The organism is Ruegeria sp. HKCCD7255 (assembly GCF_013031565.1).
In the GTDB taxonomy this organism is placed as follows: Bacteria; Pseudomonadota; Alphaproteobacteria; order Rhodobacterales; family Rhodobacteraceae; genus Ruegeria.
On sequence record NZ_WQAG01000001.1, the window covers coordinates 339,715 to 360,792 of the forward strand.

The 21,078-nt window shown below is 56.0% G+C and carries 21 protein-coding genes; 10 read left to right on the top strand and 11 right to left on the bottom strand.

Translation table 11 applies throughout. The features are described 5' to 3' along the window. Positions 1-18 precede the first annotated feature (18 nt). Entirely contained in the window at positions 19-615 is a 597-nt protein-coding gene (locus GOX45_RS01620) for a uroporphyrinogen-III synthase (protein WP_371808937.1), read from the bottom strand. Between the two features lie 214 nt (positions 616-829). Here GOX45_RS01620 and tsaD point away from each other — a divergent pair, with 214 nt between their 5' ends. The 5 genes from tsaD (at position 830) to GOX45_RS01645 (ending at position 4,834) form a co-directional block, all read left to right on the top strand. Continuing rightward, entirely contained in the window at positions 830-1,927 is a 1,098-nt protein-coding gene (tsaD, locus tag GOX45_RS01625; protein WP_171098114.1) for a tRNA (adenosine(37)-N6)-threonylcarbamoyltransferase complex transferase subunit TsaD, read from the top strand. After that, the gene (locus GOX45_RS01630; protein WP_171097318.1) at positions 1,924-2,886 is read left to right on the top strand and encodes an NAD(P)H-dependent glycerol-3-phosphate dehydrogenase; all 963 of its coding nucleotides are present in this window, start codon (positions 1,924-1,926) and stop codon (positions 2,884-2,886) included. The genes tsaD and GOX45_RS01630 overlap by 4 nt, the downstream gene beginning before the upstream one ends. 1 nt (position 2,887) lies before the next feature. Beyond that, positions 2,888-3,157: a YciI family protein gene (locus GOX45_RS01635; protein WP_171097320.1), complete on the top strand. Its 270-nt coding sequence runs from the start codon at positions 2,888-2,890 to the stop codon at positions 3,155-3,157. Then, positions 3,157-3,579: an EVE domain-containing protein gene (locus tag GOX45_RS01640; protein ID WP_171097322.1), complete on the top strand. Its 423-nt coding sequence runs from the start codon at positions 3,157-3,159 to the stop codon at positions 3,577-3,579. The genes GOX45_RS01635 and GOX45_RS01640 overlap by 1 nt, the downstream gene beginning before the upstream one ends. Before the next feature lie 160 nt (positions 3,580-3,739). Then, a complete protein-coding gene (locus GOX45_RS01645; RefSeq protein ID WP_171097324.1) occupies positions 3,740-4,834 on the top strand; it encodes a hypothetical protein in 1,095 nt (364 codons plus the stop codon). A gap of 215 nt (positions 4,835-5,049) precedes the next feature. Here GOX45_RS01645 and GOX45_RS01650 read toward each other — a convergent pair whose 3' ends face one another. The 4 genes from GOX45_RS01650 to GOX45_RS01665 form a co-directional block, all read right to left on the bottom strand. Next, a complete protein-coding gene (locus GOX45_RS01650; protein ID WP_171097326.1) occupies positions 5,050-5,391 on the bottom strand; it encodes a DUF2853 family protein in 342 nt (113 codons plus the stop codon). A 141-nt stretch (positions 5,392-5,532) separates the two neighbouring features. After that, entirely contained in the window at positions 5,533-6,282 is a 750-nt protein-coding gene (locus GOX45_RS01655) for an extensin family protein (RefSeq protein ID WP_171097327.1), read from the bottom strand. Positions 6,283-6,294: 12 nt separating this feature from the next. Beyond that, a complete protein-coding gene (gene ahcY / locus GOX45_RS01660; protein ID WP_171097329.1) occupies positions 6,295-7,683 on the bottom strand; it encodes an adenosylhomocysteinase in 1,389 nt (462 codons plus the stop codon). Between the two features lie 102 nt (positions 7,684-7,785). Further along, complete coding sequence (locus GOX45_RS01665) at positions 7,786-8,103, bottom strand: hypothetical protein (protein WP_171097331.1); 318 nt, start codon at positions 8,101-8,103, stop codon at positions 7,786-7,788. A 207-nt stretch (positions 8,104-8,310) separates the two neighbouring features. Here GOX45_RS01665 and GOX45_RS01670 point away from each other — a divergent pair, with 207 nt between their 5' ends. After that, a complete protein-coding gene (locus GOX45_RS01670) occupies positions 8,311-8,904 on the top strand; it encodes an HD domain-containing protein (RefSeq protein WP_171097334.1) in 594 nt (197 codons plus the stop codon). 153 nt (positions 8,905-9,057) lie between these two features. Here the strand turns inward: GOX45_RS01670 and GOX45_RS01675 are convergent, their stop codons facing one another. The 3 genes from GOX45_RS01675 to GOX45_RS01685 form a co-directional block, all read right to left on the bottom strand. Beyond that, entirely contained in the window at positions 9,058-9,663 is a 606-nt protein-coding gene (locus tag GOX45_RS01675; RefSeq protein WP_254445903.1) for a hypothetical protein, read from the bottom strand. Positions 9,664-10,133: 470 nt separating this feature from the next. Next, a complete protein-coding gene (locus GOX45_RS01680; protein WP_171097336.1) occupies positions 10,134-13,277 on the bottom strand; it encodes an efflux RND transporter permease subunit in 3,144 nt (1,047 codons plus the stop codon). Between the two features lie 12 nt (positions 13,278-13,289). Continuing rightward, positions 13,290-14,366 (bottom strand): efflux RND transporter periplasmic adaptor subunit, encoded by a 1,077-nt coding sequence (locus GOX45_RS01685; RefSeq protein WP_171097338.1) that lies wholly within the window; start codon positions 14,364-14,366, stop codon positions 13,290-13,292. A gap of 171 nt (positions 14,367-14,537) precedes the next feature. Between GOX45_RS01685 and GOX45_RS01690 the strand changes: the two genes are divergently transcribed. After that, complete coding sequence (locus GOX45_RS01690) at positions 14,538-15,179, top strand: TetR/AcrR family transcriptional regulator (RefSeq protein ID WP_254445905.1); 642 nt, start codon at positions 14,538-14,540, stop codon at positions 15,177-15,179. Between the two features lie 260 nt (positions 15,180-15,439). Here the strand turns inward: GOX45_RS01690 and GOX45_RS01695 are convergent, their stop codons facing one another. Continuing rightward, a complete protein-coding gene (locus tag GOX45_RS01695) occupies positions 15,440-15,913 on the bottom strand; it encodes a cupin domain-containing protein (RefSeq protein WP_171097343.1) in 474 nt (157 codons plus the stop codon). Positions 15,914-16,065: 152 nt separating this feature from the next. Between GOX45_RS01695 and GOX45_RS01700 the strand changes: the two genes are divergently transcribed. Continuing rightward, entirely contained in the window at positions 16,066-16,611 is a 546-nt protein-coding gene (locus GOX45_RS01700) for a hypothetical protein (RefSeq protein ID WP_171097345.1), read from the top strand. Positions 16,612-16,754: 143 nt separating this feature from the next. On the opposite strand, the gene GOX45_RS01705 is transcribed toward GOX45_RS01700, so the two are convergent. Continuing rightward, complete coding sequence (locus GOX45_RS01705; protein WP_171097347.1) at positions 16,755-17,309, bottom strand: ActR/PrrA/RegA family redox response regulator transcription factor; 555 nt, start codon at positions 17,307-17,309, stop codon at positions 16,755-16,757. A gap of 76 nt (positions 17,310-17,385) precedes the next feature. Continuing rightward, a complete protein-coding gene (locus GOX45_RS01710; RefSeq protein ID WP_171097349.1) occupies positions 17,386-18,006 on the bottom strand; it encodes an SCO family protein in 621 nt (206 codons plus the stop codon). A gap of 89 nt (positions 18,007-18,095) precedes the next feature. On the opposite strand from GOX45_RS01710, the gene regB reads away from it, so the two are divergent. Both regB and GOX45_RS01720 read left to right on the top strand, forming a co-directional pair. Next, positions 18,096-19,493, top strand: a complete 1,398-nt coding sequence (regB, locus tag GOX45_RS01715; RefSeq protein WP_171097351.1) for a sensor histidine kinase RegB — start codon at positions 18,096-18,098, stop codon at positions 19,491-19,493. Between the two features lie 62 nt (positions 19,494-19,555). Continuing rightward, complete coding sequence (locus tag GOX45_RS01720) at positions 19,556-21,064, top strand: PAS-domain containing protein (protein WP_171097353.1); 1,509 nt, start codon at positions 19,556-19,558, stop codon at positions 21,062-21,064. The last annotated feature ends 14 nt before the right edge of the window (positions 21,065-21,078 follow it).

Below are 21,078 nucleotides of genomic sequence, written 5' to 3' on the forward strand. Positions count from 1 at the left end.
ACTACAGACAGAAACAAGTTAGACTGCCCCCGGCGCACCCTCAACCCGCATCGCATGTTTCACAAGCTTTTTAACGGCTTTCTGCATTTTCTTGGGCGTCGGCTGTTTTGCGATTTTCAAACGTGCATAGTCCAATGAATAAAGCGGCTCGGCGGCCGCTTCGCTGATGGCTGCCAGCCATAGCGGGGCCGTCCCCGTCCAGACATCGGCAAATTGTCGCGCCGTGCGGGGTGAGAATATCGGGGCGATGATCGGCATCTGACCCCGTGACGCCGCAATGGCCTCAACCGTTAGAGGCAGCAGGCGCTGTTGATAAATTGGTACCTCGCGCGTGGTTAGACCTAGCTCGGTCAAACGCTCGGCGATGTTTCCACGCGTATGCTCGCCCCGCAGATGCAAAAGCGGGCTGTCGGGGCGGTCTTGCAGCAAGCTTGCCACCAGTTCCTCGGCTGTAGACCCGGCCATTACTGCGTTCCAGCCTGCACCTTGGGCCGTCGCCGTGGTTGAAGGCCCGACGCAATAGGCCGGAAACTGACGCGGAATACCAAGGGACACCGCTGCGTTGACCGCATTGGCCGAGGAAAAGATCAGCCCTTGCGTGCCAGAAATATCCACCGAAACATTCAAGGGTCGGATTTCCAACAAAGGCGAATGAATGACCGTAACGCGGGACCGGGTGCGTGTCGAAAGCTGCGCGATAAACCTGGTTGAGGCGGCGCGAGGGCGGGTCATCAACAAATACAACGTCTGGCGCCTTGGCCTTGAGGATTGTTTGCGTCCACGCAGGGTGATACCCCGCTGTGCAATCATGATGCAACGGATTGGACCGATGGTGCAAACACTTACCGTTTTGGGATTGGAGAGCAGCTGCGATGACACCGCTGCCGCCGTGGTGCGCCAATCTGATGGTGAACCGGTGCAGATCCTGTCTTCGATAGTCTATGGGCAGACCGAACTACACAGCGCCTTTGGCGGTGTTGTCCCCGAAATTGCGGCCCGGGCCCATGCCGAAAAGCTGGACACTTGCGTGATACAGGCCTTGGAGACCGCGGGCCTGTCCTTGCAGGATATGGACGCCATTGCCGTCACCGCAGGTCCCGGCCTGATTGGCGGCGTGATGTCGGGCGTTATGTGCGCCAAGGGGATCAGCGCAGCCACCGGCCTGCCCTTGGTCGGAGTGAACCATTTGGCAGGCCACGCCCTGACACCGCGTCTGACCGACGGGATCGCGTTTCCTTACCTGACGTTACTGGTCTCGGGCGGGCACTGCCAATATCTGGTTGCGCATGGACCCGAGGATTTTACCCGACTGGGCGGCACCATCGACGACGCGCCCGGAGAGGCCTTTGACAAAACCGCGCGCCTGTTGGGCCTGTCACAACCCGGCGGGCCTTCGGTCGAGGCCGAGGCACGGTCAGGCGATCCCAAGAGGTTTCGCTTTCCCCGTCCGCTGCTGGACAGGCCCGGTTGTGATCTGTCTTTCTCGGGCCTGAAGACGGCGTTGTTGCGGATGCGTGATCAGATCGTTGCGGAAAAGGGCGGCCTGACCCGTCAGGACCGCGCCGATCTTTGTGCCGGGTTTCAGCAAGCGGTCGTGGACACTCTGGCCGAGAAAACGAGGCGCGCGATTGATCTGTATCTGAAGTATGACCCAGCTGAACCAGTGATTGCGGTCGCGGGCGGTGTGGCGGCCAATTCGGCCATTCGCGAGGCGTTAGAGACTGTTTGCAGTGAAAAAGGCACTCGATTTACGGCACCTCCACTGGCGCTGTGTACTGATAACGCTGCCATGATCGCCTATGCGGGGCTTGAACGGTTTCGCAATGGCGCACGCGACGGTCTGGATCTGACCGCGCGGCCGCGTTGGCCTTTGGATCAGACCAGCCCGGCGATGCTTGGCAGCGGCAAAAAGGGGGCCAAAGCATGAGCGTGTCGGTTCTGGGCGCAGGTGCGTTTGGTACAGCTCTGGCGATTTCACTGGCCCGGAATGGGCCGGTGACCTTGTGGGCGCGCGACCCCGAACACGCCCTGTTGATGCAGGACGGGCGCAAGAACGCTGCGCGGCTTCCGGATGTCACATTGCCGGACGGGATCACCGTGACATCTGACATCGCCTTTGCGGCTGAAAGCGATACGCTGCTTGTCTCGGTCCCCATGCAGAAGTTACGCGCCGCTTTGCAGGATCATGCCCAGGTTTTGGCCGAAAAAACTCTAGTCGCCTGCTGTAAGGGGATAGAACTATCGACCGGGCTTGGACCGATAGCGGTGATTTCCGACGTAATCCCGACGGCGCGTCCTGCGCTTTTGACCGGCCCCAGCTTTGCCGATGACATTGCCCGCGGATTGCCCACTGCGCTGACACTCGCCTGCGCCGATAACGCTCTGTGCACAGCGCTGCAATCCGAACTGACCACCGCTAACCTGCGCCTTTATCGCACAACAGACACTGTAGGTGCCGAACTGGGCGGAGCGCTCAAGAACGTTATGGCCATCGGGTGCGGCGCTTGTATCGGCGACGGAATGGGTGAAAGCGCACGCGCGGCCCTGATGACCCGTGGTTTTGCCGAGATGCAGCGCTTTGCGCTTTTACGCGGTGCGCGGGCCGAGACCCTGATGGGTCTGTCGGGGTTGGGAGACATGGTTCTGACCTGCTCTTCCGAGCTGTCGCGGAACTACCGCTTTGGTCTGGCGCTGGGTCGTGGCGAAGCGTTTGACATCAACACAACAGTCGAAGGTGTGGCCACCGCCAAGGCCGTGGCCGAGATCGCCAAAGCCGAAGGTCTGGACATGCCGATCACGACAACGGTGGCGGAACTCAGCAGTGGCGCATACAGTGTCGCTGAAGCCATCCAATGGCTGCTCAATCGACCCCTGAAGGAGGAATAACATGCTGATCGCCCTGATCGCGCGCGACAAAGATGGCGCGCTGCAAACCCGGCTGGACAATCGTGCGGCGCACCTGGCCTATATCGAGGAAACGGGTGTTGTCTCGCAGGCCGGGCCGTTGCTGGACGGCGACGCCATGATCGGCTCTTTGATCATTCTCGACGTCACTGATCTGGCCGCCGCGCAGACTTGGGCCGACAATGACCCCTATGCCAAAGCCGGATTGTTCCAATCGGTCGAGTTGATCCCCTGGAAGAAGGTCGTTGGCTGATGGCCTATTGGTTGTTCAAATCCGAGCCATCAACCTGGAGCTGGGATCAGCAGGTTGCCAAGGATGAGACCGGCGAAGAATGGGACGGTGTGCGCAACTATCAGGCCCGCAACTTCATGCGGCAGATGGCGGTCGGTGATCGCGGGTTCTTTTATCACTCTCAGACGGAAAAAGCGGTGGTTGGCATCGTTGAGGTCTGTGCCGAGGCGCATCCCGACAGCACCACAGATGATGACCGCTGGGAATGCGTCGATATCAAGGCCGTGCGCGCCTTTGAGAAGCCAGTGACCCTGGATCAGATCAAGGCAGATGAACGCCTGGCCGAGATGGTGCTGGTCAAGAACTCTCGGCTGTCTGTGCAACCGGTGACTGATCAGGAATGGCAGGTGGTTTGCGCGCTGGGTGACACCAAATCAGACTGACTTAAGCCTGCCCGACCCGGGCATTTCTTCTCAAAAGCTCTTAAAAATGCTATGTTTCCATCAGCTACGCCTGGTGGGGGTTTGTGGGCTTTTGTTTGCGTGACCGCGAATCTTTCTGTGGTGTTCGAGTGCGTGTTGGTCATTTCGAAAGCGTAAACCTGTGTCTGACGATCAAGACAGCGTTGAAGCAACGGAAGAGATTGTTGCCGAACTGACCTCCAAAAGCTGGGAGGCGCGGTTAGAGATCGCGCGCCAACAACGCGCCGAAGCCTTGGCACAGGCAGATGTATCGCAAACCTCTGAAAATAAAACTGAATTCCTGAGCGAGCCGCTTGAAGAGCAGTCTGCGCCCGCTCGCGGAAGCTCGCGGCTTGAACGTGTTGTCTACAAATATGCCCATGCTGATCAGGTCGCTACAAAAGCGAAAACTTGGGCGATCAACCGTATGTCATTGATCGTCTTGGGTGCGGTTTTGTGCGGTGCGTTCCTGCAATGGTCCGCAACGAAACTCATCGCGGGATGGGCCGAATCCCAGGAGCTTAGCGCGGTCGATTCCCGAGAATCGGTAGTGGAATCACCGATTGCAATCGCCCACGTTTCCGCAATTCAGACTTCGGTTTTGGAACCGAAGAATCCTTCCGTTACAGGTGCCGATCCGCTGGGTGATGATACTCCAGAGATCGCGCTTTCTGTCGAAAAGTCTGACGCGACTTTGCCGGCCCCAAACTTGGAACTGGACCAGCCACCTAAAGACATCCCGCAACTTGCAACACCGGTTATTCCGGAACCCGAAATGCAAGCCGCGATAGAGGCCTTGGTCATGTCCATTGATGAACCGGCCTATTCGTCAACCGAGGATCCCCAGCAAGGTCCGGATTTGTCTGTTCCCGAGCCACCAAAGCCCGTCATTGACGTCGCGGTTTCCGTGTTTGTACCTGCTGGAGTGTCATCGGACATAAGCGCAGACGCGTTGGACGCGCTCAAAGGTGGACAAGCCGAAATCGTCGCGTCCGCACTGGTCGGATATTCCGTGAAACAGACACAGGTGCGGTTCTATCATCAAGCTGACGCCGAACGGGCCGGGCTTGCTGCAGAAGCGTTGGGGGGGATCGCGCGCGACTTCACCAATGCAGCGTCAAAGACGCAGCCGGGGCATATCGAAGTCTATCTGGAAGGTCAGGGCGGAGGACGCACACGCAACCCGTCCCGCAGCATCGAACAATTCGTCACCCGGCTGGTGAACGAGTTTCGGTAAATGAAAGGGAAGGCCTTGACAGATCAGAACCTTCCCTACCCCCGCGTGCTCCCTACTCACCACACGCGTATGGAAATATCTGGTTCTGACCGTACTGGTCACGAACTGAACCTAGCCCATTTGAGCGCAGAATTTCAAAGGCTAAGTCTTTAAATTACAAATCAAATGCAAAGCGCCCGCCGAATTACGACGGGCGTCCAGTACCGAGCAGAAAATCAGCTGTAGACGGATTCTTTGCCGAAATGCTTGGTTAGCATGTAGTAGACAACGGCGCGGTATTTATTGCGCTCGGACATGCCGTAGGTTTCCATTGCCTTGTTGATGCCTTCCATCAACTCGGGGCCATCTGCCAATCCAAGTTTCTTGATCAGAAAGTTGTTCTTGACCGTTTCCAACTCGGAGTCCTGGCTGGCGGCAACTGTGGCCGCATCCGCGTCATAGATCGCCGGACCGCAACCGATTGTAACCTTGGTCAGCAGGTCCATATCGGGGTCCATCCCACATTTGTCTTTCAGATCTTCTGCGTATTTTGCGATCAGTTCGTCGCGCTTGCCCATGTCCCAGTCTCCTTAATCCCAATTAGGCGGATGTCTTCGCCGATGGCGCGAAGCCTATCCGTGATCGTGAAATTCCCAAAAGGAAAAAAATCCGCGAATCCTCCCCCTTGGACAGACTCAAGCAAAATCCTGCTGGATAGGCTATCTGCAATATCCCCAACCCGGACCCTGCAGGTGGAAGTGATCAGCATGCAACCGGTTGAAATCAGGGCCAAGAACAACGCGAAACCAGCTGCAGCCCCCTTTCCAAATGCGCCTTAGAAATGCGGATTCCGGTGTGTCGCCGGGCCAGTCTTGCAACAGCGTCAGGCTGCGCCCATCGGCGGTGTCCACACCAATGATATCGATCGCATCAGCTCGGGCATGGCTGCTCCATCCGCTGTTTTCACCCTGGGCGGTACGCATGCGACGACAATTATAGCTGCCCAAATGTCTCAGCCGCGTGATTTCAGTGTCCAAAATCTCGCGCGCCGCAGGTTGCACCACATGGTGCTCCCACATGGTAAGGCGCAGGGTGGTGGTACAGCTGGTTTCTACCGGAGCAATGCGTGAGGTCATCAGATTTGACAGCACCCCTCGACCTGAGATGCCGCAGTTTTCATCAACAACCAGGTCTTCCATCGCGTCAAACACAACGCCTGCGTCCAACAGCGAGGCTCGGCATTGCGCCTCATCCGCCAGCGCGCGGTTCAACTGGTACTTTGTGATCGGCGTGACGGGCGCGGTCACCGACAAAGGGCGCAGCGGATTCCAATGGGCTGGCACCGGCGTTTCCGGATGCGCCAACAACCACCATCCACCGCCGCCCAACAGGATGGCAACAACCGCCAGTCGGAAAACAAAAGACGCCGCCAAAATCAGAATTCGGCGGCGTCTTGGGCGTTCATTCATGCTGGAACAGGCTTAATAGCGGTAGTGTTCCGGCTTGTACGGACCTTCCGGCTTCACACCGATGTAAGCCGCCTGATCGCTGTCCATCTGGGTCAGTTTCACACCAATGCGGTCCAGATGCAGGCGGGCAACCTTTTCATCCAGATGTTTGGGCAGGATATAGACCTTGTTTTCGTACTGATCGCCTTTCGTGAACAGTTCGATCTGCGCCAGAACCTGGTTGGTAAACGAGGCCGACATCACAAAAGACGGGTGACCTGTGGCGTTGCCCAGGTTCAGCAGGCGACCTTCGGACAGCAGGATGATACGGTTGCCCGAAGGCATCTCGATCATGTCCACCTGTTCCTTGATGTTGGTCCATTTGTGGTTCTTCAGGCTAGCCACCTGAATTTCGTTGTCGAAATGACCAATGTTGCCGACGATGGCCATGTCCTTCATCGCGCGCATATGCTCGATGCGGATCACGTCCTTGTTGCCTGTGGTGGTGATAAAGATATCGGCGCTGTCAACCTCATCTTCCAGCAGCGTGACCTCGAACCCGTCCATCGCAGCTTGCAGCGCGCAGATCGGGTCCACTTCGGTCACTTTCACACGGGCACCGGCACCGCGCAGCGACGCGGCAGAGCCTTTGCCTACGTCTCCATAGCCGCAGACCACAGCAACTTTACCGGCCATCATCGTGTCGGTGGCGCGGCGGATACCGTCGACCAGCGATTCCTTACAGCCGTATTTGTTGTCGAACTTCGACTTGGTCACCGAGTCATTCACGTTGATCGCCGGGAACGGCAGATGGCCGTCTTTCACCAGCTGATACAGGCGGTTCACGCCGGTGGTAGTTTCTTCGGACACGCCCTGGATTTGGTCGCGCATTTTGGTGAACCAACCCGGGCTGGCGGCCATACGCTTGGCGATCTGCTTCTTGATCACCTCTTCCTCTTCTGAGCCCGGAACCGGGATGATGTCCTCACCCGCCTCGCCCCGTGCGCCCAGCAAGATATAGAGCGTGGCGTCGCCGCCATCGTCCAGGATCATGTTAGGGCCGTCGTCGAACAGGAAGGATTTGTCCAGATAATCCCAGTGCTCTTCCAGCGTCTGACCCTTGATGGCAAAGACCGGGATACCTGCGGCTGCAATCGCAGCCGCTGCGTGATCCTGGGTTGAGAAGATGTTACAGGACGCCCAGCGCACATCCGCGCCCAGCGCGACCAATGTTTCAATCAGAACAGCGGTCTGGATGGTCATGTGCAGGGATCCAACGATCCGCGCGCCTGACAAAGGCTTGCTTTCACCGTACTCTGCGCGCAACGCCATCAGGCCCGGCATTTCGGTTTCAGCGATATCAAGTTCTTTACGGCCGAACTCGGCCAGTGAAATGTCTTTGACGATATAGTCCCCGGCCATCAGGTACTCCATTCCGGTAAAGGTTAATCCGGTTTGCCCCTAGCATCCCTTTTGGGACGTGGCAACGCAGATGGCCGGAAACGGGAACTTATGTTGCCAATATCAGCTTGGTGTGCCTTCTACCTTGATTTTGGGTATGGCTTCGAAAAAATCGGTGCCAACCGAAACAATGCAGCTGATCCCATTCGCGTGGGTCACCAAAACGGTATAACTTCCCGTTTCCTCAGAGGTCCAAACCTCCATCACCGATTGCGCCCCGCGCGATTTCTGCAATCCGCCAAAGGCCAGCTGTTCCGAGTAACTGTCCTGCAACTTGGCGATCACCTGATCTCGCTGTGCGCAATTCTGCTGTGCAAAGGCAGGCGGGGCTGTGGCAGCCATTCCAAAGGCCAGGGCAATTCCAAACAAACGCTTAAACATAACATGCTCCTTTCGATACGCGTTTATGGTTCGAGAGGGGCACACCACGAAGGGCTTGGCGCCCCCCTTGATGTCTATGTCGGGACCACCTTGGATCGATTCAAAGCACGAAAGCTCAAGAAATCGTTGGCAGCGGGTGATCCGAATAGGTAAATCTTAGCACAAAATTCCGCGATCCGCGCGGGGGCACTTGAAGGGCATGGTATAATGGCAACACAACCCAGGGCGTGGCAACGAATGTTATCGGGCCGCCGGCTGGATCTGCTGGACCCAACCCCGGTGGATATCGAGATCGAAGATATCGCGCATGGCCTGGCCTTTGTGGCCCGTTGGAACGGGCAAACGGGCGGAGATTTTGCCTATTCCGTGGCCGAACACTCCTTATTGGTTGAAGAACTGTTTGGCCGTATCGCACCAAACGCGCCGATTAAATGGCGGCTGGCGGCCTTGTTACACGACGCCCCCGAATATGTGATCGGCGATATGATCTCACCGGTCAAATCCGCCGTCGGCCCCGACTATGGCGCGCTGGACGACCGCCTGGCCGCCGCCATCCACATCCGTTTTGGCCTGCCCGCCGAGGTACCAAAGTCAGTGAAACGTCAGATCAAGAAAGCTGACAAGATCAGCGCCTGGATGGAAGCCACCCAGATCGCCGGGTTCTCCGAGGCCGAGGCGACCAAGTTTTTCGGCCGCCCAGACAAAGCGGTGATGGAGGGGTTGAGGATTACGCTACGGCCACCGGTCGAGGTGAGGAAAGCTTATGTGGCACGGCATCACGTATTGATAAGTTCTCTCTAGATGACCTGATTTCCACGAATAACGGCTCTGAGCTCCGAAAAACGTTTCTTGACCATTCCATCTGGTAGGTCCGTGATGTGTTCAATCTACGATACAAAACGAGTTCTGCGTCGGCGACAAATCTGCTCGCTCTTTCAATGAAATCAGAAACGATCATTCGCCTCGTTGTGTAGCCTGCACCAGTATCACCTGCGGGCTAACGATACCATCGGATACATCGCCAATATCGTTTTCGTAGTAGCGATCCGTTGTAACGTCAGGCCTCCGGCCAATCTGTTTCATCAGATTGACAGGAAAAAACGTCACTTCCACATCCGTAAAACCAGGAATCTGCCGTAGTATTGAAGATGTCGATCGCGCGCAGAACGCCCCTAATACAGAGCCGTTGTTGGTTACCAACTCCAGCGCGAGTTCTGCCTGAGCGGGGGAAACAACAATCTCCTGGCTTACGATATGATGAGTGCTGCGCGCATGGGCGCTTTTATATGCAGCCACCCAAGCGGGGGTCATGCCGTAGAGCACGTCACCGCGCTCTACTATATCAAAATGCTTGAACGAGCCTGCGGGGTCAAAGATGACCTGCTGCGATCCGCTCACCATGAGTGCCGTGTGACCGCCGCTTTCACTATTGTTGCTGATCACTGTGAATAGCGTCAACTTGGGTGGTCCCTCGGGAACATAGGCAGAAGAGGCTGCAAATTGCTCACGAGACGCTTCTAAGGGTCTTGAGACAGCGCAGGCAGCCAACAGAACAAGCATACTAACGGTTAAGACGATCCTCCGCATACATCCCTCTCGGGCAATTCGAATGGTGGTCAAGAACAACCTCAAGTAAATGAGAACAAAAATTCTCATCCTCCGACGCTAGAAAGACCGCCTTAAGCCATCAAACTTTATCTGGACGCTGGTTCCATTTCGTTAAGGTTTGGTGTGATTCCGACACATAAGCTCGATAATCGCGCATTACCCGTTTTCGGCTAATTAATTGTGGCGGCTTTGTCCGCGTACCGGACGAACCGCCCGGCTGACCCGTTCTGCGCATGTGAGACGACGTCAATCGTCCGCTTTGAGCCCTTGGTTACCGATGCTGCACGATGCACGAATGCCGAAAACGCGCAGAAACCAGACTTTGCAAAATTCAGCGTGCGGCCCCTACCAGAAATGGGCTTTGCTTCGAACAAAGACGGCTTTGAAACATGCCAACTCGTAAGGCGAAGTAATCTCAATCCTCATTCTGCCACAAGCGCGACAATTGCTTCTTGAGGCTGGGAAGGTTGGTTGTTTGCCTCGAGCGGTTTGTCGAGCTTACCACGATACACCAACGCAAACATTGGCGGGGTGAAATAAAACGATACGACAGTCGACAACAGTACACCCCCGGCAATTGCAACGGCAAATGGTGGCCAAAATGCTCCACCGCCTATGATTAAGGGTAGGAACCCGCCAAAGGTTGTGACCGTTGTTGAGATGATGTGCCGACTTGAACCAGTCACAACGCGTGCTATGGCCGTTCGGTCGCCTTGGCTTGCGTCAACGTTTTGTTGCAAACCGGTTAGAATTATGATCGCCGCGTTGATCGAAACACCGATCGAGCCGATGACTCCGATGATCGCCGTAATTCCGAAAGGGAATTGCATAACGGCCAGCGACAGCATGGAAAGGCCTGCAGACAATACGCACACGACCAAGGTCACGAGGGTCAGCCGGAACGAATTGAACGTCAGAACGATGGTCGCGATGGAGAGTGTGACAATCAAACCGACAGAGGCAAGCAGATTGCCCACAGTGTTGGATCGGGCATCACTGTCGCCGCCTAAGGACATCGAATAGCCTTGCGGCAACACAAACCCAGATGCATCAAGCGCTTCGAGTATGTCCTGCAAAGCCTCTTCGGGTAAAACACCGGGGACGATAAACGCCTGTATGGTGTTTTCACGCACGCCATCCGTTCGGGTTATAACGCTTTCCGCAGGTTCGATCACCGGTCTGGCTAGTTCCGACAAAGGTACCGCGGGGAAAACTCCGATCGCGGATATGGCGGCGGCATTGGGCAGCAGGATCGGCATACTGACAATGGCGCTTAGGTCTGATCGCACCTCGTCGCCGAGACGAACACGCACCGGTAACTGTTCAGTCCCTTCGATCAGTGATCCACCGGTGATGCCAACAAGCGCTGTGTCCAGCTGACCAGCTATATCGGCTACGTCCAGTCCCAGCAGACGCGCTTTGACCTCATCAATCTCGAACCGGATTTGAGGGTTGCCGCCGTTCACGCTGGCGCGCGCCTGGGTTACCAGATCGAGATTGGCCATGACTGAACGCACCTCGTCGCCCAGATCACGTGAAACCGTGACGTCCTGCCCCTGAATTTTGACTTCAACCGGTGCGGCGACCGGAGGGCCCTGAACAAGACTGCGAACGATGATCTGCGCGTCAGGAAAGTCGGTATCCAGACGACTCTGCAACGTTCCAACAAGGCGGGCGGCGTCGTCGGCCGTGTCGGTCGTGATCATAGCTTGTGCAAACCCAGGCTCGCGTGAACGGTTTCCAACGATGTTGTAGTAGAATGCCGGGCCGGACTCTCCGACGGTCCAGTAGACACTTTTGACTCCGTCGTCAGCCAGTAGCATTTCATCGATCTGGCGGGCGGTTGCTTCGGTGGTGGCAATTGACGTTCCACCCGGCATGTCGACTTCGATATAGAATTGGTTGCGGTCGACGCCCGGGAAGAATTGCGCGGTCAGCGTTGGAAAGGCCGCAAAGCCAAGCACCGGCAAGATCAATGCCAACGCGATAGATCGCACCGGATTGGCGACTGACAATCTAATTGAGGCCTCGAACATACGGGCAAGTGGCGGGATGCTGATACCGCGGCTCAGCATTCCTGCGTCTGGGCGATCGGACAGTAGCCAGCCCGCAATCGCCGGAGTCACAGTCAAAGCCACAACCAGGGACCAGACAAGCATAAGAACCACGGCTATAGCGATGGCGCCGACAAAATCGCCTGCAGGTCCCGGCAGCAAGATCATCGGCGTGAAGGCAAGCGCCGTTGTCACGGTTGATGCCAGCAGTGGCGCGGCCAACCTGCGAACAGCATCTCGCACGGCTGCAAGTCGCTCCATGCCATCCTGCAGACGACGTCGGATTTCATCGGTCATCACGATGGCTGCGTCAACGAGCAGTCCGAGGGCAACAATCAGTCCGGTCACAGACATCTGATGGATTGGCAATCCAATCATGTTCATCGTCGCCAGGGTCGCCAATGAGACAACCGGCAAAACCAAAGCCACAATCGCGGCTGCCCGAACCCCTAACGTAACAAACAAAACTGCCACGACCAGAGCCACGCCAATGGCCATGTTGACCCCAACCTCTGACAAACGATCCGTCGTGTACTGGCTTTGATCAAACAGCAGTATTTCCTGCATGCCCAAAGGTACCGACGCGGCGCCGGCATCAAGCTCATCCCGAAGGAAGCCTGTCCAACGGTCGATCTGTACGCCGTCCTGCGCCAGAATCCCGACCAAAACGGAGGGCTTTCCGTTGGCAAACGCGATTGAGGACTGCGGTTCGCGTGCGCCACGGTCTACGCTGGAAATATCTCCGAGCTTCACCACGGTACCGGCTGCGTTTTCACGCAGGACGATGCTCCGAATGCGATCCAAACTCTCAATTTCTCCGCTGACGCCGATGGTCAGGTCGACATCAGATTGCAACCGCCCAGACTGAACCTTTCCGTCTGCTTCGGCGATCCGCTGGGAAATCTCGGCAGCGCCAAGCCCAAGCGCAGCGGCCTTGTCCAGATCCACACTTACGAGCACCTCTTCTTCCGGCTGACCGAAATAGTCCACTGCTCGCGTGTTAGGTATCGCACGCAATCTGTCGCCCAGTGCTTCGGCATGACGTGACAGCAAAGTTAACGGAAAGCCCGGATCCTCGGCTGCAACTGCAATGACCGCAGAATAGGCAGAAATGCCCTCGGCATCGAATTCCGGTGGCAATACTCCTGTGGGAAAAATCTGGCTCGCATCTTCAACGGCGTCCCGAGCCTCGGCCCAAACCTGCTCAATGGTGGCTTCATCGAGCGTTTCAAGCAACTCTACCGAAACAACCGACACGCCCGAGCGGGATACAGAACTGATCTCATCCACCTCGGCGATTTTCCGCAGTTCTTCTTCGATTTCTGCAGTCACCAGCGCTTCAACCCGTTCTGGATCTGCACCCGGGAACTGTGTCGTTACAGTTGCGAAGAGGTTGGTGATCGTAGGATCTTCCTGCCGCCCAAGCGATAGGAACGAAGACAGACCTGCAGATACGAGCACTAAAATAATCAGGGCGACCAGTCGGGGATGGCGAAAGGTAAGAGTTTCCATCAAATCGCTCCGTTACTCGCTACTGTTGAAGACAACGCGCTGACCAACGCTGACTCGCTGCGGCCCCTGATCAATCAAGACGGTGCCTTCCGGAAACGCGCCACGCACAAAGACGCGGTCATCTTCGGCATGTAGCACTTCTACAGTCGCCAGGCGTACAGCCTTTTGCGCGTCGGCAACGAGCAATGTCCATTGCCCGCGAGTTCCTTCCTTTAGAGATGTTGTAGGCACCCAGGTTCCCGTACTTTGGACGGGATCGAGTACATGCACACGTGCGGTTTGTCCGAAAGCAACGTTCGGCGCGTTCTTCAAACCGAACAGCGCGGTGCGGGTTCGGGTCACCGGGTCAATATCGGGCCTTAAAGTTTCAAGCTCAGCCTGATAGCCATGACCTGCAATTTCGATTTCAACGTCTGTCAGCAGCGCCGGATCAACATCGAGAGGGATACCTATCCGAACCTGCGGCGACACGACCTCGATCATACCCAGAACCAACTCACCCGAGCGCAAAGTTTCACCGCCATCCACGTGTCGCGCGGTTATTTGACCGGCAAACGGAGCCTCGATACTGGATTTCTCGATTCGAACGGTCACATCACGCAAGGCAGCATCTAACTCGCCAATCCTGGATAGCAATTCATCCTGCTGAGAAACGGCTTCGTCTAAACGGGCTTGACTGGTAAAGCCTTCCACAATGAGTTTCGCGTTTCGCTCGACTGTTTTCTTTGCAAATGAAAGTTGGGCTGCAATGGCGTCACGTGATGCTGTCAGACGGTCGCGTTCGACCTCCAGCAGTGCGATGTCCAGTGTCGCAAGAAGTTGACCCTTGGCAACCTCATCACCTTCATCCACCAGAATTTGATCCAGCGTCCCGTTCAGTTCGAAAGAGATATCTGCCGAACGCTGAGGTTCGACCTGCCCGATGAATACACGGTCGACTGTGTAAGCGCTCTCGGACGTGATCTGTGTCACGGACACGGGTGTCACAGCGGCGGCATCCGGTGCGGGTACAGCGTCCGCTCTACGGGTGAGCTCGGATGTGCCAAAGTAAACGGCAGCCGCTGCAACAGCTATAAAACTGAAGGTCACTCCCAGGCGCACAGTGCCGCGCAACACACGTGCAAGTAGGCTCGGTTTGGTCGCTTCAGTAGATGAATTTGCAGGATTCGGCATTTGGGGACCTCATCAAGTTAGTGCCACTAACATATGTTAGAAGTTCTCACTTTGACAAGAGATACGAGGTCTGGCACATGTTGGATCATGAGCAGCACCGAAAAAAATCATCCGACAAGCAGACCAGCGGCTCGTCTTTCCGTCAGCAAGAAAGCCTATCATCACGGCGATCTTCGCGCTGCACTGATCGAAGCAACCCGACAGTTGGTTGAAGAAAAAGGTCCGGACAGTTTTTCTGTATCCGAGGCGTGCAGACGCGCGGGCGTATCAACCGCGGCACCTTACAAGCACTTCAAAGACAAGACAGAAATGCTGGTCGCCACTGTCCTTGAAGGAATGGATCGGCACCGAGACAAAATGCTGGCTGCGCTGGAAGGTGTTCCTGAAGGATCTCCCGAACGCATTACTGCCATAGGAATGGAGTATATTGCCTTCGCGTTAAATGAGCCCGGGATCTTCAGACTGAAATTTGGCGGCTTCACAGACCGCATTGCGGACCCCGGGCTGGACGAAGGCGGTCAGCAAAGTTTCGGGATTCTTTTAACTGAAGTAGCAAAGTGTCTCGGTGAACCGGGAATCACAGACGAAGTTCGCCGCCGTGGTTTTTTGTTGTGGAGTTTCGTGCACGGGCTGTCTTTCATTCTGCATGACAAAGGGCTTGCGGAGAAAGGCGAAGAATTCGATCTTCATACCCTTCTTGAGGATGTTTCGGAAAGAATGCTGAGTTGAGCGTTCTCTAGCCAAAACGAACTCAACCAAGCACTGAGAGCAGACCATCTAAGCCGCTATCCCGCCTACGCTTAAACGATTACTCTGGTTCACATAGAAGACATTTTGGGAAAGCTCCGCGAATGTCCGATATCCTGTATCGCAAGGTCTCGTCGTGAATGTCGGCGTCGGGTTGAGCCAGTATTGCAAGGTAGGGTGTACGGCAGAAGCTTTATACCAAATCCTCCGTTTCGCAACCCGGAGTTATGCACGTGCGTTCGTTAGCTGGGAACGTCCGCAGGCGCCAGGATTGTCATTCCTACTCGACCTGCCACCGCCATGATCGTCGGAATGTCTGGTGGTCCATCTGGCGCAGGAATATCAGTCGTACCGTCAGGCATTGCCTCACCAGCCTCGGTGAAGAACGTGTCGTGCATCGCGCCAGGGGCGGTTATGCAAAGTAACCGGCCAGGCCGTTCCCCGGTACAAGTAAAGGCGTGAACTGCGCCGTCCGGATTCTTAACGAAGTCACCACATTTGACGTTGACTGTCTCGCCATTCAAAAAGAACTCGAATTCACCATCGAGCAAATAGAAGCTCTCATCTTCGCCAGCATGATGATTGGGCGGTGCACTGGCACCCGGTGCCGTCTTTATCTCAACAATTGTGCAACGATGTCCTGTCTCTCTGGGAAAGGCGTGGAACGTCAAAAGGTTCCCAAGAAGATGAAAAATTCGCGAGCGAGGTTCAGTCATTGCTGCGACTCCCTACACTTGAAACACACTGTAGTTATGGTACACATATCTACTTATGAGACAAGTGTATCACAAAGGGATCGAGATTGGCGCCTCCTACAAATCAAGTCAACCGAACGCGAGAAGCACTTCTTTCGGCTGCACGTGACCTGATGTCAGAAGGCAAGGAAGTCACGCTGGCAAAAGTCGCTGAACGTGCCAGAACCAGCCGTGCGACGGTCTATCGTTACCTTTCTGACCCAAGTGTCTTGGCTTTGGACGCGACGCTCGATCTTGAAGTTACTCCAACGTCAGAACTTCTCGAGGGGCTGAATAACGTCAGGAGCCGTGTACATGTCGTTGCGCGTTACTATCTGGATTTTTCTCGGGTTCATGAGGCGCACTTCCGGCAGTTTTTAGCTGAATCACTCAAAGCATCTCTTGAGGATGGAACTGTCAAAATGCGTGGCGCCAGAAGAGTGGCGGCTTTTTCAGAAGCACTTGCGCCAGTTCACCCATTGATGGAGCCGAAGGAAATTGACGACCTGGCGAAGCGATTGTCCATGACGACGGGCCTGGAACAACTTGTCATTCTTGAAGACATTTTGCGTGCGGACGAAGCAACTGGTTACCAACTTCAAGAAGGGTTGGTCGACGCTCTGTTGGATCGGTACTTGCGAAAAAACTTAGGCAGAATGCAGATGCCTACTTTATCTTAAAACTACCGGCAAATAGACACCAGTTTAACGTTCGCTTTGGGCTGACTGCGGTCCTTTGAATTATGAATGCGGATGGCTGCAATGTCCGCATAGCAGACCCAGAGAGTATCCTCTGCTTCAGATTAAACCCAGTTCGCCAACCATCACCGCGGGCTGCGCTTCGCCAGAATTCTCTGTAACGTCCGACGGTGCATATTCAGGCGACGTGCCGTCTCGGATACGTTGCGATCGCACAGCTCATATACGCGCTGAATGTGTTCCCAGCGCACGCGGTCGGCGCTCATGGGGTTTTCGGGGGGTGGCGGCAGTTCGTCGCCCTTGGCCAGAAGCGCGTTGGTGATGTCGGTGGCGTCGGCGGGTTTTGACAGGTAGTCGGTCGCACCGATCTTGACGGCAGCCACGGCGGTGGCAATCGCGCCATAACCGGTCAGAACGACAACCCGGCTGTCAGGGCGTTTTTCGCGCAGCACTTCGACCACATCCAGCCCGTTGCCATCCTCAAGCCTCAAATCCACAACCGCATAGGCCGGTGGGCGGGCTGTGGAAATCGCACGGCCTGCCGCGACCGAGGATGCGGTTTCTACCTCGAACCCGCGTTTTTCCATCGCCTTGGCCAGACGCCGCAGAAACGGCTCATCATCATCAACCAAAAGCAGGGATTTGTCGGGGCCGATTTCAAGTTGCGCGCTGTCCGCCATGTGTATTCTTTCCGCTATTTCACGCCTTTGGCTTAGCTAAAAGTAATAGCAGCGCCATGACAAAGGTCAAACCGCGTTACAGCTTGTCGATGAAACATGCGACCTGATCCGCCATCTGCTCGGCCGAGGCGTTGCGGTCAAAGAATTCGACAAAGCCTTCTTGTGGCGTCACCAGGTAGGTGAAGGTTGAATGATCGACCAGATAGTACTCATCGCTTTTGTCATGCGCTTTGTAGTAAGTCTTATAGGCCTTGCTGGCTGCATCAACCTGTTCTGGTGTCCCTGTCAACGCCACAGTCTTGCCACCCAGATTGAACGCATAGTCGCCCACCACTTCGGGCGTGTCCCGGTCAGGATCAATTGAGATGAACAAAGGCGTCACCGACTGGCCGCGCTCATTCAGCAGAGTGGCCGCATCCACGTTGCGCGACATGTCGAAGGGGCAGACATCGGGGCAGAAAGTGTAACCGAAATAGACAAGGGTTGGCTCGGTGATCACATCGGTGTCGGTGACAGTCTCGCCCTTGGCATTCAACAGCTCGAACGGGCCACCAATGGCTGCGGTACCCCCGGCGATCTGGCTGGTGCGGCATTGCGCGAATTTGTCGTCGGACCCTGTGCCACTGGTCAGCAGCCACATTGCGCCGATGCCAATGGCCAGAACAACGGTTGCGAGAATGGCGTAGAGGCGGATCATGAGCGGTACCAGGGTCAAGGGGTTGTTGATCGTTTCGGCTGAGACACCTATCAAGTTACCCAGCCGCTGCAACAGGACATAATCGACGCATGGCAAATTCCAATACCAGCCTCTGGCGCGGACAGGAACGCAGCAGCTGGATCCGGCTGCGCACGCTGATTTTGCTGCGCTGGGTCGCGATCATTGGCCAGATCACTGCCATCACCGTGGCGCAGCAAACCTATCACGTAAAGCTGGAGCTGGGCCTGTGCTACTTTGCGGTCGGCGTGTCGGTGCTGGGCAATCTGACCGCGATCATGCTGTTTCCCGAGAACAAGCGGCTTTCAGAGTTCGAAAACTTCCTGATGGTCTTGTTCGATCTGCTGCAGCTGTCCTTTTTGTTGTATCTGACCGGCGGTTTGAACAACCCGTTTGCTCTGTTGCTTGTTGGTCCGGTGACCATCTCGGCCAGCGTCATGAGCACACGCTCGACCCTGATTGTGGGCGCGGTGGCGGTGGTGCTCAGCACGTTACTGGCACAGTTTCACCTGCCTTTGCGGACCGAGCTAGGGTTGGTGCTTGAGATGCCAGAGATCCTGTTGTTTGGAAACTGGTCTGCAATTGTCATAGCGATTGTGTTTCTGGGTGCTTATTCGCACCGCGTCAGCACCGAGGTTCAATCCATGTCCGAGGCGCTGTCCGCCACCCATATGGCCCTTGCCCGCGAACAGAAGCTGACCGATCTGGGCGGTGTGGTTGCAGCAGCTGCCCATGAGCTGGGAACACCATTGGCAACGATCAAACTGGCCAGTTCCGAATTGATCGAAGAATTGGATGACAAACCCGACTTAAAGGAAGACGCCGCCCTGATCCGTGAACAAGCCGATCGGTGCCGTGACATTCTGCGCGATATGGGGCGCGCCGGTAAGGACGATCTGCACCTGAGGCAGGCACCGCTGTCGACCGTGATTCACGAGGCCGCCGAACCGCATCTGAATCGTGGTAAACAGATCGAGTTTGACGAAGGGCCCGGCCAGAACGGAGATGTGCAGCAACCGTCGATCCTGCGAAAGCCCGAGATCATCCATGGGCTGCGCAACCTGATCCAGAACGCCGTGGATTTTGCCAGCACAACCGTGTGGGTTGAGGCGGAATGGACCCCGAACTGGATCTCGGTGAACATCATGGATGACGGGCGGGGATATCCGTCGCATATGATGGGCCGAATTGGCGATCCTTTTGTGCGCAGGCGCCGCTCGGACTCGGACCGCAAGGAGCGACCGGAATACGAGGGCATGGGGCTGGGGCTGTTTATCGCCAAGACCTTGCTTGAGCGCAGCGGCGCCGAGTTGAAATTCGCAAATGGTGCGGATCCCTATCAGAATTTGACTGACAAGAAGGACCGGAGGGGTGCGATTGTCAAAGTCGTATGGCCGCGTCGGCTGATCGATGCACAGCAGGGAGACTCGCCGATTCCCTCCGGTGAGAACCAACGGTTCCAGATCTGAATTAAGCTGTCGTTAACCATTTCGCGCGCACAGTGCCGGCAAGAATTTGAGATGGAAATGTTATGGCCAACTGGATCCTTCTGGCTGCTATCAGTGTCCTTGCCGTCTGTTTTGCGTTGCAGTGGCTCGGGCCCCGTCGCCCGGCAAAGTTCAACGATTTTGGCCTGGTTTCCTCGGATTCCCTGTTCGACCCCGTGTTTCTGTTTGAAGGCAGCCGATTGATCGGCCACTCTGATATTGCGCTTGCCGGGTATGAAACTGTCAGTAATTGGGACGATCTTCGACGCTTGCTGCGGCGTGATTTTCCAGCTTTCCCCGAAGTTCCTGAAATCGTGCGCAGCCGCGGAAACCTGGTCGTGTCCGCCATTGACTGCACCATCGACCGCGAGGTTTTTTGCGAATGGATTGATGGGGTTATTCGTGTGCGGCTGCGCGATCTTCCCGGTGCACCGGGGCCTATGCGCCGCGATGTGAATGACCCGATCCGGTTGGCTATGGATATGGCGCCCTATCCGGTCTGGCTGCTGGACCACCAGGAACAGGTCAGTTGGTGCAATGCCGCCTATGTTCGCCTTGCGCGAAAGATCAACGGGCAAGACACCGATCTGACCAAACCGCTGTTTGCCCAAGAAGGGGTCGACCTCAAGCCAGGGCGAAAAACGCGGGTTAGCGTTGAAACTCCCGATCATAACGCAAAGCTTTGGCTCGATCTGACCAGCGTGGCGCATGAACAGGGTCATCTGTTTTATGCGGTCGACATAAACGCCATTGTCGAGGCCGAGACGACGCAGCGGAAATTCGTTCAGACAATGACCAAAACATTTGCCCAGCTGTCCATCGGGTTGGCGATCTTTGATCGCAACCGACAGTTGGCTCTGTTCAATCCGGCCCTGATCGATCTGACCACCCTGCCCCCGGATTTCCTGAGCTGCCGCCCCAGCTTATCCAGCTTTTTCGACCGTCTGCGCGATCAGCACATGATGCCAGAGCCAAAGAATTATCGCAGTTGGCGGCGGCAGATGAATGACCTGCTTGAGGCCGCGCAGGACGGCAATTATCAGGAAACCTGGACACTGCCCTCGGGCTCGGTCTACTCGGTCAGCGGTCGGCCCCACCCTGATGGGGCGGTGGCTTTTCTGTTCGAAGACATCACCGCCGAGATTACTCTGACCCGGAGGTTCCGGTCCGAAATGGACCTGATGCAATCCATTCTGGACAAGCTTGCCGATGGGGTCGCGGTATTTGCTGATGATGGAACGCTGGCCTTCACCAACTATGCCTATCACCAGCTTTGGGGCGAATTGGACGAAACGGGGTTCGAGGTGACGACAATCCTGGATGTCACGCGCAGTTGGCAAGAAAAATGTGCCGCAACCCCCATCTTGGGCGAGATCCGCGAATTCATAGAAACGCGCGAAAACCGGGCCGAGTGGAATGCCAATTTCCAAATGCGGACAGGCGAAGAGGTCAACTGCACCATCAGTCCGATGCAGAACGGGGCCACGATCATTTGTTTTGCGCGCACCAATGCGCGGATCCGACAGGGCGATCTTGAAAAAATCAGCGCCTGAACCGGGTTGCAGCC